Source organism: Aeromonas sp. ZOR0002 (assembly GCF_963866995.1).
In the GTDB taxonomy this organism is placed as follows: Bacteria; Pseudomonadota; Gammaproteobacteria; order Enterobacterales; family Aeromonadaceae; genus Aeromonas; species Aeromonas caviae.
Window position 1 is genome coordinate 1 of the sequence record NZ_CAWMFQ010000378.1, and the last position, 14764, is coordinate 14764.

Consider the following 14764-nt stretch of genomic DNA (forward strand, 5'->3'; position numbering starts at 1 on the left):
GGGTGTCAACGCCGTCAAGGTCGGTATCGGCCCGGGCTCCATCTGTACTACCCGTATCGTGACCGGCGTGGGCGTGCCCCAGATCACCGCCATCTCCGACGCCGTCGACGCCCTGGAAGGCACCGGCGTGCCGGTGATTGCCGATGGCGGCATCCGCTTCTCCGGCGACGTGGCCAAGGCCATCGCCGCGGGCGCAAGCTGCGTCATGGTGGGCTCCATGTTTGCCGGTACCGAAGAGGCGCCGGGCGAGATCGAGCTCTATCAGGGCCGCTCCTTCAAGTCCTACCGCGGCATGGGCTCTCTGGGTGCCATGTCCAAGGGCTCCAGCGACCGTTACTTCCAGACCGACAACGCCGCCGACAAGCTGGTGCCGGAAGGGATCGAAGGGCGCGTGCCGTACAAGGGCCGCCTCAAAGAGATCATCCACCAGCAGATGGGCGGCCTGCGCTCCTCCATGGGTCTGACCGGCAGCGCGACCATCGACGACATGCGCACCAAGGCCGAGTTCGTGCGCATCTCGGGCGCCGGGATGAAAGAGTCCCATGTTCACGACGTGACCATTACCAAAGAAGCCCCCAACTACCGGATGGGCTGATGAAACGGGGCTCTGCGCCCCGTTTTTCCACCTTTTTTTTATCCCGTGCTTTTTGTGACAACATCAGCCTGATGCAGGAATAAAATGACTAAAGACATTCACGCCCACCGTATCCTTATCCTGGATTTCGGTTCCCAGTACACCCAGCTCATCGCCCGTCGCGTCCGTGAAATCGGCGTCTACTGCGAGCTGTGGGCCTGGGACGTAACCGAAGAGCAGATCCGCGAGTTCAACCCGAGCGGCATCATCCTCTCCGGCGGCCCGGAATCCGTGACCGAGGCGGGCAGCCCGCGCGCCCCCGAGTACGTCTTCAACGCCGGCGTGCCGGTGTTCGGTATCTGCTACGGCATGCAGACCATGTCCGAGCAGCTCGGCGGCAAGGTGCAGTCCTCCAACCTGCGTGAATTCGGCTACGCCCAGGTCGAAGTGCTGGGCCAGTCCGGCAAGACCAGCGCCCTCTTGCGCAACATCGAAGACGCCATTGCCGACAACGGCAATGCCCTGCTGGATGTCTGGATGAGCCACGGCGACAAGGTCACCGAGATCCCTGCCGGCTTCACCACCATCGCCCAGACCGCGACCTGCCCCCACGCCGCCATGGCCGACGAAGCCAAGCGCTTCTACGGCGTGCAGTTCCACCCGGAAGTGACCCACACCCGTCAGGGTGCCCGCATGCTGGAGCACTTCGTCAAGGACATCTGCGGCTGCGAGTGCCTCTGGACCCCGGCCACCATCATCGACGACGCCGTTGCCCGCATCCGCGAGCAGGTGGGTGACGACGAGGTGATCCTGGGCCTCTCCGGCGGCGTGGACTCCTCCGTGGTCGCCATGCTGGTGCACCGCGCCATCGGCGATCGCCTGACCTGTGTCTTCGTCGACAACGGCCTGCTGCGCCTGAACGAAGGCCAGCAGGTGATGGACATGTTCGGCGATCACTTCGGCCTGAACATCATCAAGGTCGACGCCGAAGAGCGCTTCCTCTCCGCCCTCGCGGGCATTGACGAGCCGGAAGCCAAGCGCAAGACCATCGGCCGCGTCTTCGTCGACGTGTTCGACGACGAGTCCAAGAAGCTCAAGAACGCCAAGTGGCTGGCCCAGGGCACCATCTACCCGGACGTCATCGAATCCGCTGCCAGCAAGACCGGCAAGGCCCACGTCATCAAGTCCCACCACAACGTCGGCGGTCTGCCGGAAGAGATGAAGATGGGTCTGGTGGAGCCGCTGCGCGAGCTGTTCAAAGACGAAGTGCGCCGTGTCGGCCTCGAACTCGGCCTGCCCTACGACATGCTCTACCGTCACCCCTTCCCGGGTCCGGGTCTGGGCGTGCGCGTGCTTGGCGAAGTGAAGAAAGAGTACTGCGACCTGCTGCGCAAGGCTGACGCCATCTTTATCGAAGAGCTGCGCAAGGCAGACCTCTACAACCAGGTCAGCCAGGCGTTCGCCGTCTTCCTGCCGGTGCGCTCCGTCGGCGTCATGGGCGATGGCCGCAAGTACGACTGGGTTATTGCGCTGCGCGCCGTCGAGACCATCGACTTCATGACCGCCCACTGGGCCCACCTGCCGTACGACTTCCTCGGCCACGTGTCGAACCGCATCATCAACGAGATCAACGGCATCTCCCGCGTGGTGTACGACGTCTCCGGCAAGCCGCCCGCAACCATTGAGTGGGAATAAAAGGCGTGAGAATAAGCGGTTAACGCCTCTCTCCCAGCGGTAACGCAAAACCGTCAAAAAGGCGCCCTTGAGGCGCCTTTTCTTTTTCCAATCGTTTGCGAGAAAATTTTGCTCCTGGCGAAGGGGGTGAGACTCTGTTGCCAACGTTGTCGTGGTGAGTTCCGGAGTCGATCGGAAGAGCATCATCCATCGCGTCCACACAAGGCGGCAGGCTGTGGTTTCTCCGGGCAGGGGAGGGGGAGTAATCCTTGTCCGCCAGGTGCCATGCGGACAATAGAGCCGGATCTCCGCTGCTTGGATGCCCCATCTTGATGCGCGGTGGTGATGCGACCTGCTGATGCGCCCCCAAGATGGGGTAATTTCTTGATCTGGCTTGAGAAACGCCCATCTTCCGCTTTTTCTTGTCGCTCTCGCTCGCTAGGATAGTCGTCTGGGTATGGCCTCTTTGGAGTCGCCGATGCAGCAGACCAGAGACACCGAGTGGGTTAAAGGCAGCAAACTGGAGGCTGCCGTATGGTAGCTTGGCAGTTATTCGGGAATGGGGTGAATAAGGGGGGTGTCAGTTGGAGTTCAGTAAATGGAAGCGAATGCGGCCAGACACCTGTTGAAGATCGGTAATGCAATGATTTTAAATAAATTTTTTTGGATGTTATGAGGATGGAGCGATATTATACGGAAGGCTCTGGCATCGGATTAGTACCGCCTTCCATCTAATTACTGTTTGGTTTCAGGAGTATAAGTGGAATATTTCCAAACAATTTTAATAAGTGTTTTCTCTGGTGTCTTGACTGCGCTCTTTCTTTATATTGCTTCGCTTTTCATCAAGGAGGTTCTTATACCAAGATATCAAAAGGCAATTTATAAAGGTATTGACGTATCTGGTGATTGGGAGGGCGCCCATGACATGGGTAATATAGGGTTCACCATTAAGCTAGTTTTAAGTCAAAATGCTCATGATTTAAAAGGTAGAGTGACTTTTATTAAGTACTCACAAGATAACAATATCAAAAAAGTGACAGATATGTTGGTTTCAGGTGAAGTATGGGAAGGCTTTGTTTCACTAAAATGCAGAACAGTAAGTAACAAAAATCTATCCTTTGGTTCTATGTTGTGTAAAGTAGGTGATCATTCTCTAAGTGGAAAATATATCTTTCGTAATCTTGCTGGTGACTCTTCTGGAATCAAGGATGTAGATGTTTATCTTCATCGAAAAGAAGCCTAACAATTTTTTAAAGTGGATCTGCAACGCATGGCATTTTCACTATGTGTCGCGTTTGGTGTTTAAGGTGATTTGTAGCGGCTTCAGTATTTCATTGCTCATATCTTAACAGGGCGTTATGACAAGGAGATATAGGTTGAAATCAACTCTTCCCCATCGTGATAGTGACCCTGTTATGATGCTCTATGCTCACTATTTTTTGGCAAGTGAGCTCATGCAAAAAAATTATCGAAAGCTCGAAGAAAAAAGAAATAAGAACAATAGGCTTAGTCGGAATGATCGGGTAAATCTCTCAATATATTTTTGTACATGGCTTGGATTTCTAGCAGTAACTTGTGAAGGATTCAAAAAGTTGAGGGCACATATTTTGATCCAAAATGAACGCCCTCAAGATTTTATCGAGTTACTTCCTAAAATTAATCGGCTCGGCTCATTGATGAAGATGCATAGTGACCCACTAAGAAAGTTCAGAAATGATATATTCCACCTGCGAGATAACCATGGGGAGTTAGAGCGTTTTTTGAATGGTCAGCATAATCGGTTGGAATGGGCAGAAGAACTTCAAACTGCCCTCTGTGATTTTTTCTCAGAATACAGAGTGTGCTGCCAAGTCCATTACGCAATTGAAGGGCGAAAAGATGAGTTCATAATGTAATAAGTATAGGCGCCATTATTAATTGAGAACGCAAATACTTAAATCGGTTGAAGATAAATGCCAGCTTCATTTCATTCCAACCTGTGGCCTCCACTAGAATTATAATAAATATAACAAGTCGTTCGTTTTGCTCGGAACGCACATAAAGCTGCGAGCCCTGTAACTAAAATGTTAGGCTACATAAATAAGAATTATGGGAGTACAAGGTGTTCATGATTTTGGATCAGGCGTACTGTATTGACTTTTCTTTCAACATCTTTGTGTTCGCGGAATAGGCTGAACACAACCATGCCCCATGATAAAACAACAGAAGGGGCGTTCTCCTCCTTCAATACCCTATCACTCCCCCAGATATCGCCGGGCGACTGTCCGGGGATATCTGATGGTCTGTTTCTTTTCGGCCAAGTTGGCTCGATTTTACCCATAGCAAGCAGCGCATAAAGGGCAAGGAGTTTACTCATACCTTGCCGCTTCCCAGGCGTGTATCGCCTGTTTGCGGGTCTCGCCCCAGTGATAGCCGCCGAGTTTGCCGTTTTGCTGAATAACTCTGTGGCAGGGGATCATCAAGGCGACGGGGTTGGCGCCTACCGCCAGCCCCACGGCGCGGGCGGCCTTGGGATTGCCGACGGCGCTTGCCACCTGGGCGTAGCTCACCACCTTGGCAGGCGGGATCTCGAGCAGCGCCCGCCAGACACTGATCTGAAAGTTGGTGCCGCTCACGTGCAAGGAGATGGGGCGATCCGGCGCCTTGCTGCTGTCAAACATGGTGTGGATGACGCTTTGGGTGCGTGAGGGCGCTTCTCGCAGTTCTGCCTCAGGCCAACGCTGGGCGAGGGCACTCAGCGGCGTTTGTGGGGCTTGGTCATCGAGAAACGAGAAGTTGCACACCCCCCGTTGGGTCAGGGCGACAAATGCCTGGCCGAAGGGAGTGTCGTGCACCCCGTGATCGATCACCAGCCCGGCCCCGCGCTGCTTGTATTCGCCCGGCGTCACCGCCTCGAGCTGCACGAAGTGATCGTAGAGCCGCGAGCCGCTGCTAAGGCCCAGGGTGTCGGCTACCTCCAGCAGCGGGCGCGACTCCTGCAACAGCGCCTTGGCCCGCTCCAGGGTCAGCACCTGCAAGTAGCGTTTGGGTGTCACTCCGGCCCAGCGGCTGAAGAGCCGCTGGAAGTGAAAGGGGCTTAGGTGAACGTGCGCAGCTATCTCGTCCAGGGTGGGCTGGCGCGCCACCTGGCTTGCGATAAAACGGATGGCATCGGCGATGCGGGCGTAATCAGACATAGGGCGCTCTCACGATAGGTTTGCAGCCGCAGGATCTTGGGTGCGACAAGGTCATGTGCGACAAATAGATACCCCACCATCGGCCAGCAGGGCAATGCCGGTGGTAAAGCTGGATGCATCGGACGCGAGATAGAGGGCCGAGCGGGCGATCTCCTCCGGTTGGGCCAGCCGTTTGAGGGCGTGGAGTTGTTGCACAAAGGCGAGACTCTCCGGTGTATCGGTAAAGGCCCGCCCCATGGGGGTGTCGGTGCCCCCCGGCAGCAGGGCGTTGACCCGCACCCCTTGTGCCCCATATTCGGCGGCCAGCACCTGGGTCAGACCGATGAGGCCCGCCTTGCTCGCAGCATAGGCCGCCATGCCGGGCAACCCCAGGGTATGGCCGACGAAGGTGGAGGTAAAGATAAGGGAGCCACCCCCGCGCGCCTGCATGGCGGGGATCTGGTACTTGGCCCCCACAAAGGCGCTGGTGAGGTTGGTATCCAGGGTCTCTTGCCACTGCGCCAGTTCAAGCCCCGGCACGCTGCCCGGTGTCCCCGTGGTGCCGGCGTTGTTGAAGGCGATATCGAGTCCGCCGAAACGGGTCAGCGCGAGATCCACCAGGGCGCGGGCATAGGTTTCGCTTTTCACATCTCCCGCCAGGCTCACCGCCTGCCCCCCCTCATGGCGGATCTCCTCCACCAGCAGATCCAGCTCAGGCTGGCGGCGGGCGCCGACGACGACGCTGGCTCCCTCCCTTGCAAACAGGATGGCGCTGGCGCGACCGATACCGGAGCTGGCTCCCGTGATGATGGCGACCTTGTTGGACAGTAATGACATGGCAGTTCCCTCGCGAGATGTGCATGGCGCCGGGTGGTGACGCTCATGCAGGGTTGGCAGACAAGTGGATGGGTTCACCCCCCTCCTGGTTCAAACCTCCTTTGGTTCAACCCTCCTTTGGTTCAAAGCTTTGGGGGGGTCGAAAGCACTGTTGGTTTGAAAGCACTATGGCGGCGAACCTTTGTCACGACGACCCGGATCTTGCTCACTTGTGCCATCGGCGATGGGCCATCACGGCATCAGGAGATATCAGCGTTTTATGAAGGGAGTGGGAAGGAAGTGGGAAGGGAGCGGGGCTGTGGCGCCGCTTTCCCAGGTGGTGGTGACCTGGGTTTGCAAGGGCAGTGCATGGAAAACAGTGCCACCGGTGTCGGCGGCACTGACGCAAAGCCTGGTGGGATAACGCTCTTTTAGGGGTTATCAGGCCAGGGTGGGGCTGGATGTGGCGGCGCAGGGCAGGGCGGCCAACTGTGCAAGGTGCTCGCCCAGGGAGACCCCGGCGCCGGTGGCGTTGACCGTCTCGAAGTAGTCGTGCCAGCCCGATGCGGCTATTCCCTGGACGAGGGCCTCGATGGCTGCGGCATCCGGCCCGCGCCAGATGGCGAAGAAGGGGTGGGGCGTACCATGGAGGGTGGCAGCATCGGTCTCGCCCAGCGCTATGGGCTCCACCCCGAGGGCGGCGAGGTTGGCCATGCCTGTGCCAATGGCCTCGAAGAACTGCTGACGGGCCGTCTGGCTCAGTGCCAGCCAGGCGGGAGTGGGGGTGTAGAGCTCTGCCAGATAGTGGGTCATAGGGGTTCCTTCGGGAGTTTGCCCTTGCGCAAGGTGCGCAAGGCGCGTTGACAAATCCGGGTTGTCGCGGGGCTGGGGCTTTCGCGAGACCAGCGCGCGCAGAGGTCAGTGACCCACTGTGGCCTGTCTTTGCTCGCATCGTTCAGCCAGTTGGCGACGGAGTCCTGCACATAGGGGGCGGGATCGGCCTTGAGGGGTTCGAGCAGCATCAGGGCCTGCTCCGGCGCTTGTCGCAGGGACGCAAGATGGGTACACCAGACGCCGCGGGGCCGGGTCGCTTCGCTGGCAAAGCGTCGCAGCCGCTCGGACGGCTCCACCGTCCAGGGCACCAGGGCGGCAATGGCCGCCTCGAGCTGCGCAGCAATGGTCGTTCGCATTGCGAGCCAGGCCCACTCGCGCACCCCAAAGTGCGGGTCATCGGCGAGGGGGCGAATGAGGGCCAGGCGGTCGCTGAGCGACAGCCCCTCGCTCGCGCCCACCATGAAACAGGCCCAGCCCCGCACGGTATCGGAGGGATGACGGCTGAGCGCCGCAAGATCCCTCGTGCCGCTCTCGGTCAGGAGCAGCCTGGCGGCCAGAGCCATGCGCCGGGTAATGCCCTCCCCGGATGCGGCGTGCATCGATGCCAGCGCCTGGGGCCCGAGCGAAAGCAGGGTGCACTGCATCAGGGCGGCAAAATCCACCGCCAGACATTCGGTCAGGTTGCTAGCCTCAGCCTCTCCCCGGTTGAGCTGGGCGAGGCGTGAGGGGGCGATATCCGTGATGCGGCTGCGTGTCATGGGTGCTCCTCTGTGGCGGCCTCTGTGCAGCCTGCACGGGATGAGATGACGTTGAGCCAGGCCCGCTTGAGCAGGGTACTCAGGGTCTCTCGCTCTGCCTGATCGAACCCGGCAAACAGGGAGCCTATCCACTGGCTGTGCTCATCGAGCAGGTGCTGTGCCAGGGCCTGGCCCAGCTCAGTCAGGCGCACCGAGATCTTTCGCCTGTCCTGGCTGTCGCTGTGGCGAGCCAACAGGCCGTCCCGTTGCAGCCCGTCGAGCAGGCCGGTGATGGTGGCCCGTGTGACCCCCGCCTTGTCGGCAAGCTCGTGGGGGGCCAGCCCTTGTGGCAGGTCGCGCAGCAAAAACAGCAGCACGAACTTGCCTTCGGAGAGGCGGTGGGGAGCCAGGCGCGCCGCGCACGCCTGATCGATGGCAGCGGCGAGGGTCAACACCTCAAAGCAGACGCGCATGTTTTGGGTGTCCGCGTGTCCGCGGCGCTCTGCATCCTCGAGCAGGGCGAGGTGTTTCTGTTCCAGCGTGATCATGATGGTGAGTCTCGAATGTCTTTGTATGGTGCCATACTATATGGCGCCAACCAAATGATCAACCTCCCAAGCGCGCGACCGGAATGGTTCATGGCAGCGAGGAGCGGGAGTGTGGCGATGGGGGGCCTTTGCAAGAGCAGGCGTTGCAATAAAATCGGCCATCTTTGGCCGTCATTCCCTATAATGCCCCTCCTGTGTGGTCTGGGGGGAGTGCCCGCAGTGAGCCACCGCAAGCCCGAATGTTGATAGAGACGATCCCATGCATACCCTGGAACAGCTTCGCGCAGGCGAACTCTGCGGCGCCCGCCACCTCAAACTTGTTGAAAACCTCGCGGTGTTCCCTCCCGAGATCCTGAGCCTCAAGGAGACCCTGGAGGTGCTGGATCTCACCGGCAACCAGCTGAGCGAGTTGCCTGACGAGCTGGCCGAATGCAAGAAGCTGCGCATCCTCTTCTGCTCCGAGAACAACTTCACCGAACTGCCCGAGGTGCTGGGGCGCTGCCCTGCGCTCACCATGGTGGGCTTCAAGGCCAACCGCATCGCGAGCGTCCCGGCCGCCTCCCTGCCCGCCAGATTGCGCTGGTTGATCCTGACCGACAACGAGATAGAGACACTGCCCGGAGAATTGGGGCGCTGCATTGATCTGCAAAAGCTGATGCTCTCTGGCAACCGGCTACATGAGCTTCCCGAGACGCTTGCCGGTTGCCACCGTTTGGAGCTTTTGCGCATCGCCGCCAACCGCCTGCCAGCGCTGCCGAGTTGGCTGCCCTCGATGCCGCGTCTGTCCTGGCTGGCCTTTGCGGGCAACCCTTTCTGTGATGAGCAGGCGTGTTTGAACGGCACATCGGAGTTCACTACCGAGATCCCCTGGCAGGCGCTCTCACTGGGGGATGTGCTCGGGGAGGGAGCATCCGGCGTCATTTATCGCGCCGAGTGGGCGAGTGCCAAAGGGCCCGGGGCGGTGGCGGTCAAGCTCTTCAAGGGGGCCGTCACCAGCGATGGCTTGCCCCTGAGCGAGATGGCTGCGTCCCTGGCCGCCGGTCGTCATCCAAACCTGGTCGGTGTGATGGGGAGAGTGAGCGATCATCCCTCCGGCATCCCGGCACTGGTGATGCCCCTGATAGACCCCGCCTTCGCCACCCTGGCGGGCCCCCCGAGCCTGGACTCCTGCACCCGGGATGTCTATGGGGCGGATCTGCACTTCACCCCGGCCCAGGTGATGGCCATGGTGCAGGGGGTGGCTGCGGCCGCCCGGCACCTGCACGAGCGGGGCATCCTCCACGGCGATCTCTACGCACACAACCTGCTGTACTCCTTGCAGCCCGCGATGCCTCACTCGTCGCAGGAGGCGCCGGGCCGGGTGCTGCTCGGTGACTTTGGCGCAGCCTCCTGTTACGACCGCGCCGATGACGTGCTGGCCGGGCGGCTGGAGCGCCTGGAAGTGCGGGCCTTTGGCTGCCTGCTGGCCGAGCTGCTGGCGCGCTGTGATGGGGGGGACGCCGACCTCGACCCCCTTCATCGACTGGCCGGGGAGTGCGGCTTTGAGGTGCCTTCCCGGCGACCCACCTTCGCGCAGATCCTGACCCGGCTGGCAGCGATGGCGACAAGCCTGCCTGGGGTCGTGGCCTGAGGCCTGCCCATCGTGGGCCTTCTCGTGCACAGGGGCGGGATCATGGGGCTTGCGCCACTTCGGTGAAGTTGTGATAGTGATGCACCATTGCAGATGACGAGAGGAAGATGATGGAAGCGGCATTTTGGCACCAGAAGTGGAAAGAGAACCGGATTGGCTTTCATCAGGCAGATTTCAACCGCTGGCTGCAATCCTGGTGGTCGGCCCAGCAAGGGAGCGACCCCGTGCTGGTGCCCCTTTGCGGCAAGTCCCGGGACATGCTCTGGCTGCGTGAGCAGGGGCATCCGGTGGATGGCTTCGAGCTCTCCGAGCTCGCCATTACCCAGTTTTTTGACGAGAACAACCTGAGTGCAGAGAGAAGCGAGGTGGGTCCCTATCAGTGCCACCGGCACGCCGATCTGCGCATCTATCAGGGGGACTTCTTCGCCGCTCCGGAGCTTGGTCAGCGTTATCGCCTGGTCTATGACAGGGCGGCCCTCATCGCCTTGCCGGGCGCCATGCGCCGCCAGTATGCCGCCCTGATGAGCCGCCTGGTGGAGGCGGGAGGGCAGGTGTTGCTGGTGACCCTCGAGTATCAGCCCGAGCAGCAGCTACAGCCGCCGTTCTCGGTGGGGGAGATGGAGGTGCGCACCCTGTTTGAGCGCGACTTTGGTGTCGAGGTGCTGGGCCGGGGGGCTGAGCTGGATCACCCCAGGGTGCTCTCGGGGCAGCTCTCCTATTTCGACGAGGTAGCTTACCGGCTGATCCGCCGGGGTTGAGAGGGCGCGAGGCCGCTGCCAAGGATGGAAGTGGCGCTTGTTTTACCTCCTTTGACATAGATCAACGTGGAAAATCAGGGAAATGCCTAAGATGAGGCTGTTTCTCAATCACTGCTGGTGCCGACCGATGAGCTCTGGTTTGAACGCCGGTCGAACATCAACCCAGTGTCTGATTTTCACGCTCATGTTCACTTTTGGCGGCTCTGGTCGCAATTGATTATGGTTTTTCCAGCCGACCCCACAGGGTCGGCTTTTTATTGCCTGCGCGTTGCCAACAGGGGAGGTCAGCCTTCGAAGGTGGCGGCGTTGAGCCGAAACGCCCTGGGATCGTCGACAAACTGGCCGGTGATCCGCTCGTCGTGCTCGTGGCCCAGGCCATAGCTGCAGAGGATGAGGCGATCCGAGGTACGGGATCTCAGCTGGGTGATGAAGCGCACCAGATCGGCACGGCTGAGCCTGCCCACCTCCTCGCGTACCCGTTCGCGCTGATCAAAACCCAGATCCTTGTTGCCGATGCTGACCCAGAGCCGCTGGCCGCGGCTGCGCAGGTTGGCATCTCGCTCGCTGAGCTGGGCCTGCAACCCCGCCTTGCTCTCCTGCCACTGCTGCTCGGTGAACTCCAACATGGCCAGCGGGAAGAGATCGATGAACTCCTCCACCGCATCCAGCAGGATCTGCGGCCCCGCTACCGGCGACTGGATATAGAAGATGAGACCGGGATGGCGGTTGAGGGGCAGGTTGCCGGCTCCCACCACGTAACCGAGCTGCTGGCGGGTGCGCAGCTCGTGGAAGAAGGTGGATGACATGATGTGGTTGGCCAGGGTGAAGCAGGCGAGATCCCGCGCCCGGGTGGTGCGCGACTGGTAGTAGACCAGCAGCGCCGAGTCCTCGTGATCGCACCCCTGTTCGCGAATGAGGGTGCCTCTGTCCTGGATGGAGATGAGGGGGCGGCGGGTCTCGGCGCTGGGCTGGCTGTTGGCACCGAGGTGGCGCTCCAGCAGGGCAGCGAGTTCGAGGGCCTCGGCGGCCGTCCAGTCTCCGTGTACCAGGGCCTCCAGATGCACCCTGGCAAAGAGCTCGGAGACGAAGCCGGGCATCTCCCCGAGTTCGACGGTGCGCAGGTGGCGCAACAGCTGCTCGAAGGGCGGGTTGTTGGGTTGCAGCAAACTGGTGAGCTGGTTGAACAACTGGGAGATGGGGCGGGTCTTGGACTGGTTCTCCCAGTTGCGGATAAGCTGCTCCTTGATCTCGCTAAAGCGGGCCGGATCCGGATACCCCAGGGTGCGGTTGCCGAGGATCATGTCGAGCAGCAGCGGTTGCTTGTCGGCAAAGCCGCTGAGGTTGATGGTAAAGCCCCCCTGATGGGCATAAATCTGGTAGCCAAGGCCCGCGAGCTCCGCCGGGTAGGTGAGGGCGTTGAGGTGATCCGTGAGCAGTTCCACGGCCAGACGCGCCATGGCGATGTGACGCGGGCTCTTGACCGCATGTTCGCTGTCGACGGAGATGTAAAGGCTGCCCTTGGGCACGCTGAACTGATGCTCGTGCAGGTGCCAGAGCCGGAAACCGGGCCTGTCGATGAGGCAGGACGGCATGTCGGCGGGCAGCGCCGGCAGACGGGCGTCGAGGCGGGTGCTGATGAAGGGGTTGGGCGCCGGCAGGTGCAGGGCGGGATCCGGTTCACTCTGCTGCCAGCGGATCTTCTCGGCTTCGCTGATGATCTGGACGCTGTAGGGTGTCTGGTACCAGCGGGCGAGGCGATCCGTGCTCGCTTCCGGGGCCTGGATGGTCACCCGCAGGTTGTGGGGCGTCAGCTTGGCGAGGAAGCGCCGGATCAGCGGCTCATCGAACTCGCGCATCATGTAGTCGCCATAGAGCAGGTCGTCCGGCCCGTAGCTGAACAGGTTGAGCACGAGGCCGGAGACGGTGTCGAGGGCCCGGCCCCGCTCCTGGAAGCGGAAGGCGGATTCCAGCACGCTGCGCTTCTCCTCATAGCGCCAGGCCTGCACCCCGCCCCGCTCGATGAGCTTCAGATAGCCAAACAGGGCGGCGATGATCTCGTCCACATGCTCAAGCCCAAGGGGGGTGAGGCCAAAGCTCACGCCAAAGTCCTTGAAGTTGGCGCCGCTGATGCCGCCGCCGGCGGCGAGCTGATTGACCCAGCCTCGTCCCTTGAGCAGAGAGAGCAGGCTGCCTTCCCCCTCATAGCCGATGAGGTGGCTCAGGAAGGTGAGGGGTTTTTTGTCGTAATACTCATCCACGCACGGCAGCGGGAAGGTCAGCGCCAGCTTGCGGGTCTCCTTGACCGGGGTCAGCTGGATGCGAATGCCGAGATCATCGAGTCGGTAGAGAGGATGGCTCAGTACCGGAGGGCCGAGGCGGCGATCCGGAATGGCACCAAAGAAGCGATCACACCAGGCCAGCTGGATCTCGATGGGGGCCGGTGAAAGCATGACCAGCGCCATGCGATCCGCACTGTAGTGGGTTTCGTAGAACGCAATGAGGTCCGAGCGCAGATCCCGGCCGGGGAGATCCGCCAGGGTGTCGAGGTTGCCCACCGAGAATTTGGAGAAGGGGTGGTCCGGATTGACCGTCTCCTTGTGCACCTGGTAGCCGCGGCGCACGTCGTCCTGCAGCTTGAGGCGGTACTCGGAGTCCACCGCGTTGCGCTCCTTGTCGACCCACTCCGGTGCAAAGGTGGGGCAGATGAAGAACTGGGAGAACCGGTCGAGCCCCGCCTCGAAGAAGCCGTTGTCGATGTCGAAGAAGAAGTTGGTGAACTCGGTGCCGGTCCAGGCGTTGTTGCTGCCTCCGTGACGGCTCATGAATTGCTGGTATTCACCGGGTTTGGGGTAGGTGCGGGTACCGAGAAACAGCATATGCTCGAGGAAATGGGCCATGCCCTGGCGATCGGCAGGGTCGTCGAAGTGGCCGGTATTCACCGCCAGTGAGGCGGCGGATTTGTCGGTCTCGGGATCACAGATCAGCAAGACCCTGAGCCGGTTTGCCAGCTCCAGATAGTGATACCGCCGATGGTCATTGGGACTGGCATATGGGCTCATTGGGGAGGGGCTCGCGGTGAATTTATTTGAATTTAAACATGATTATCGACCCCGCTATCTTGCGAGGCAAACCCTTTTCTGAGAGGTGGCGCAATTGTTTCCCCCGGCATGGCGGGGTAAGATCCCCCCGCTATTTAAACAGGCCCCCTGGGCGAGGTTGTAATGAAAATCTACATCATGCGTCATGGCCAGGCTGGCATGAACGCAAAGACTGATGAACAGCGTCCACTGACCGAGCAAGGCATCGAAGAGTCCATCCACATGGCGAGCTGGCTGGCTCCCCAACTGGCAGGCTCCCTGAACCTGGTGATCCACAGCAACTACCTGCGTGCCAGACAGACCTGGCAGGCCATCGCCCCCGAGTTGCCCAAGGCCCTCAAGGTCGAGGAGAGCGGCGACATCACCCCCTATGGGGACCCGGCTTTCGTGGCAAGCTACCTCACGGAGCTGGCGGCGGAGCATGACAACATCCTGATGGTCAGCCACCTGCCGCTGGTGGGGTATCTGGTCCAGAGTCTCTGCCCGGCGGCAGGGGCCCCCATGTTCGCGACGTCCGGGCTGGCCTGCATCGAATGGCAAGATGGCAAAGGAGTCTTGCTCTGGCTGGAAGGACCGCATACAATACGGTAAAAGTTAATAATAAGTTACAGTTTGGTTTTTTGGGGAAGAGAGAGTCGAATTTTCCGGTTTTTTATATAAATTTAACGGAATTATTTCGCATAAGCTGCTGTCATACGGATACAACTTCAAGAGGTTGCAAACGATGAGAGTGTTCAAGAAGTACCTGCCACTGATGGTGGCAAAACATGTCAAAACCTTCTTCAAGGGGCGGATTTACATCCACGGCAGGGGGCGCTTCGATTTCCAGTCGGGCTTGCTGATGATGCCATTGCAAGCCGACATTCCCCATCGCCAGACGGTGCTCGAGGTCAATGAACTGATTTCAAGGCTCCACATGGATGCCGCCTGAGGCGCCTCA

General features: G+C 60.1%; 15 protein-coding genes. 8 read left to right on the forward strand and 7 right to left on the reverse strand.

The window, feature by feature from the left end:
* The 4 genes from AACR77_RS20350 to AACR77_RS20365 all read left to right on the forward strand — a co-directional run.
* A partial coding sequence (locus AACR77_RS20350; protein WP_042881095.1) for an IMP dehydrogenase occupies positions 1-595 on the forward strand: 595 nt, incomplete at its 5' end.
* A gap of 84 nt (positions 596-679) precedes the next feature.
* Entirely contained in the window at positions 680-2269 is a 1590-nt protein-coding gene (gene guaA, locus AACR77_RS20355; protein ID WP_042863789.1) for a glutamine-hydrolyzing GMP synthase, read from the forward strand.
* 739 nt (positions 2270-3008) lie between these two features.
* A complete protein-coding gene (locus AACR77_RS20360; RefSeq protein WP_139739438.1) occupies positions 3009-3491 on the forward strand; it encodes a hypothetical protein in 483 nt (160 codons plus the stop codon).
* Between the two features lie 133 nt (positions 3492-3624).
* Entirely contained in the window at positions 3625-4143 is a 519-nt protein-coding gene (locus AACR77_RS20365; RefSeq protein ID WP_139739436.1) for a hypothetical protein, read from the forward strand.
* 191 nt (positions 4144-4334) lie between these two features.
* On the opposite strand, the gene AACR77_RS20370 is transcribed toward AACR77_RS20365, so the two are convergent.
* The 6 genes from AACR77_RS20370 to AACR77_RS20395 all read right to left on the reverse strand — a co-directional run bounded on the left by AACR77_RS20370 (position 4335) and on the right by AACR77_RS20395 (position 8338).
* The gene (locus tag AACR77_RS20370) at positions 4335-4604 is read right to left on the reverse strand and encodes a hypothetical protein (protein WP_139739435.1); all 270 of its coding nucleotides are present in this window, start codon (positions 4602-4604) and stop codon (positions 4335-4337) included.
* Positions 4597-5424 carry a bifunctional transcriptional activator/DNA repair enzyme AdaA gene (locus AACR77_RS20375; RefSeq protein WP_042881097.1) on the reverse strand — a complete coding sequence of 276 codons (828 nt, stop codon included), beginning with the start codon at positions 5422-5424 and terminating at the stop codon, positions 4597-4599. The genes AACR77_RS20370 and AACR77_RS20375 overlap by 8 nt, the downstream gene beginning before the upstream one ends.
* A gap of 51 nt (positions 5425-5475) precedes the next feature.
* Positions 5476-6240 carry an SDR family oxidoreductase gene (locus AACR77_RS20380; RefSeq protein ID WP_042881099.1) on the reverse strand — a complete coding sequence of 255 codons (765 nt, stop codon included), beginning with the start codon at positions 6238-6240 and terminating at the stop codon, positions 5476-5478.
* 420 nt (positions 6241-6660) lie between these two features.
* On the reverse strand, positions 6661-7032 hold the full coding sequence (locus tag AACR77_RS20385) for a DUF6616 family protein (protein ID WP_042881101.1): 372 nt from the start codon (positions 7030-7032) through the stop codon (positions 6661-6663).
* Complete coding sequence (locus AACR77_RS20390) at positions 7029-7811, reverse strand: HEAT repeat domain-containing protein (protein WP_042881103.1); 783 nt, start codon at positions 7809-7811, stop codon at positions 7029-7031. The genes AACR77_RS20385 and AACR77_RS20390 overlap by 4 nt, the downstream gene beginning before the upstream one ends.
* Entirely contained in the window at positions 7808-8338 is a 531-nt protein-coding gene (locus tag AACR77_RS20395; protein WP_042881105.1) for a MarR family winged helix-turn-helix transcriptional regulator, read from the reverse strand. The genes AACR77_RS20390 and AACR77_RS20395 overlap by 4 nt, the downstream gene beginning before the upstream one ends.
* A gap of 259 nt (positions 8339-8597) precedes the next feature.
* Here AACR77_RS20395 and AACR77_RS20400 point away from each other — a divergent pair, with 259 nt between their 5' ends.
* The gene (locus tag AACR77_RS20400; protein ID WP_042881106.1) at positions 8598-9968 is read left to right on the forward strand and encodes a leucine-rich repeat-containing protein kinase family protein; all 1371 of its coding nucleotides are present in this window, start codon (positions 8598-8600) and stop codon (positions 9966-9968) included.
* Positions 9969-10078: 110 nt separating this feature from the next.
* A complete protein-coding gene (locus tag AACR77_RS20405; RefSeq protein ID WP_042016094.1) occupies positions 10079-10726 on the forward strand; it encodes a thiopurine S-methyltransferase in 648 nt (215 codons plus the stop codon).
* A gap of 284 nt (positions 10727-11010) precedes the next feature.
* Here the strand turns inward: AACR77_RS20405 and AACR77_RS20410 are convergent, their stop codons facing one another.
* A complete protein-coding gene (locus AACR77_RS20410) occupies positions 11011-13785 on the reverse strand; it encodes an insulinase family protein (protein ID WP_042881109.1) in 2775 nt (924 codons plus the stop codon).
* A gap of 162 nt (positions 13786-13947) precedes the next feature.
* Between AACR77_RS20410 and sixA the strand changes: the two genes are divergently transcribed.
* Positions 13948-14415 carry a phosphohistidine phosphatase SixA gene (sixA, locus tag AACR77_RS20415; RefSeq protein ID WP_042863795.1) on the forward strand — a complete coding sequence of 156 codons (468 nt, stop codon included), beginning with the start codon at positions 13948-13950 and terminating at the stop codon, positions 14413-14415.
* Between the two features lie 133 nt (positions 14416-14548).
* The gene (locus AACR77_RS20420; RefSeq protein ID WP_005324080.1) at positions 14549-14755 is read left to right on the forward strand and encodes a DUF1107 domain-containing protein; all 207 of its coding nucleotides are present in this window, start codon (positions 14549-14551) and stop codon (positions 14753-14755) included.
* The last annotated feature ends 9 nt before the right edge of the window (positions 14756-14764 follow it).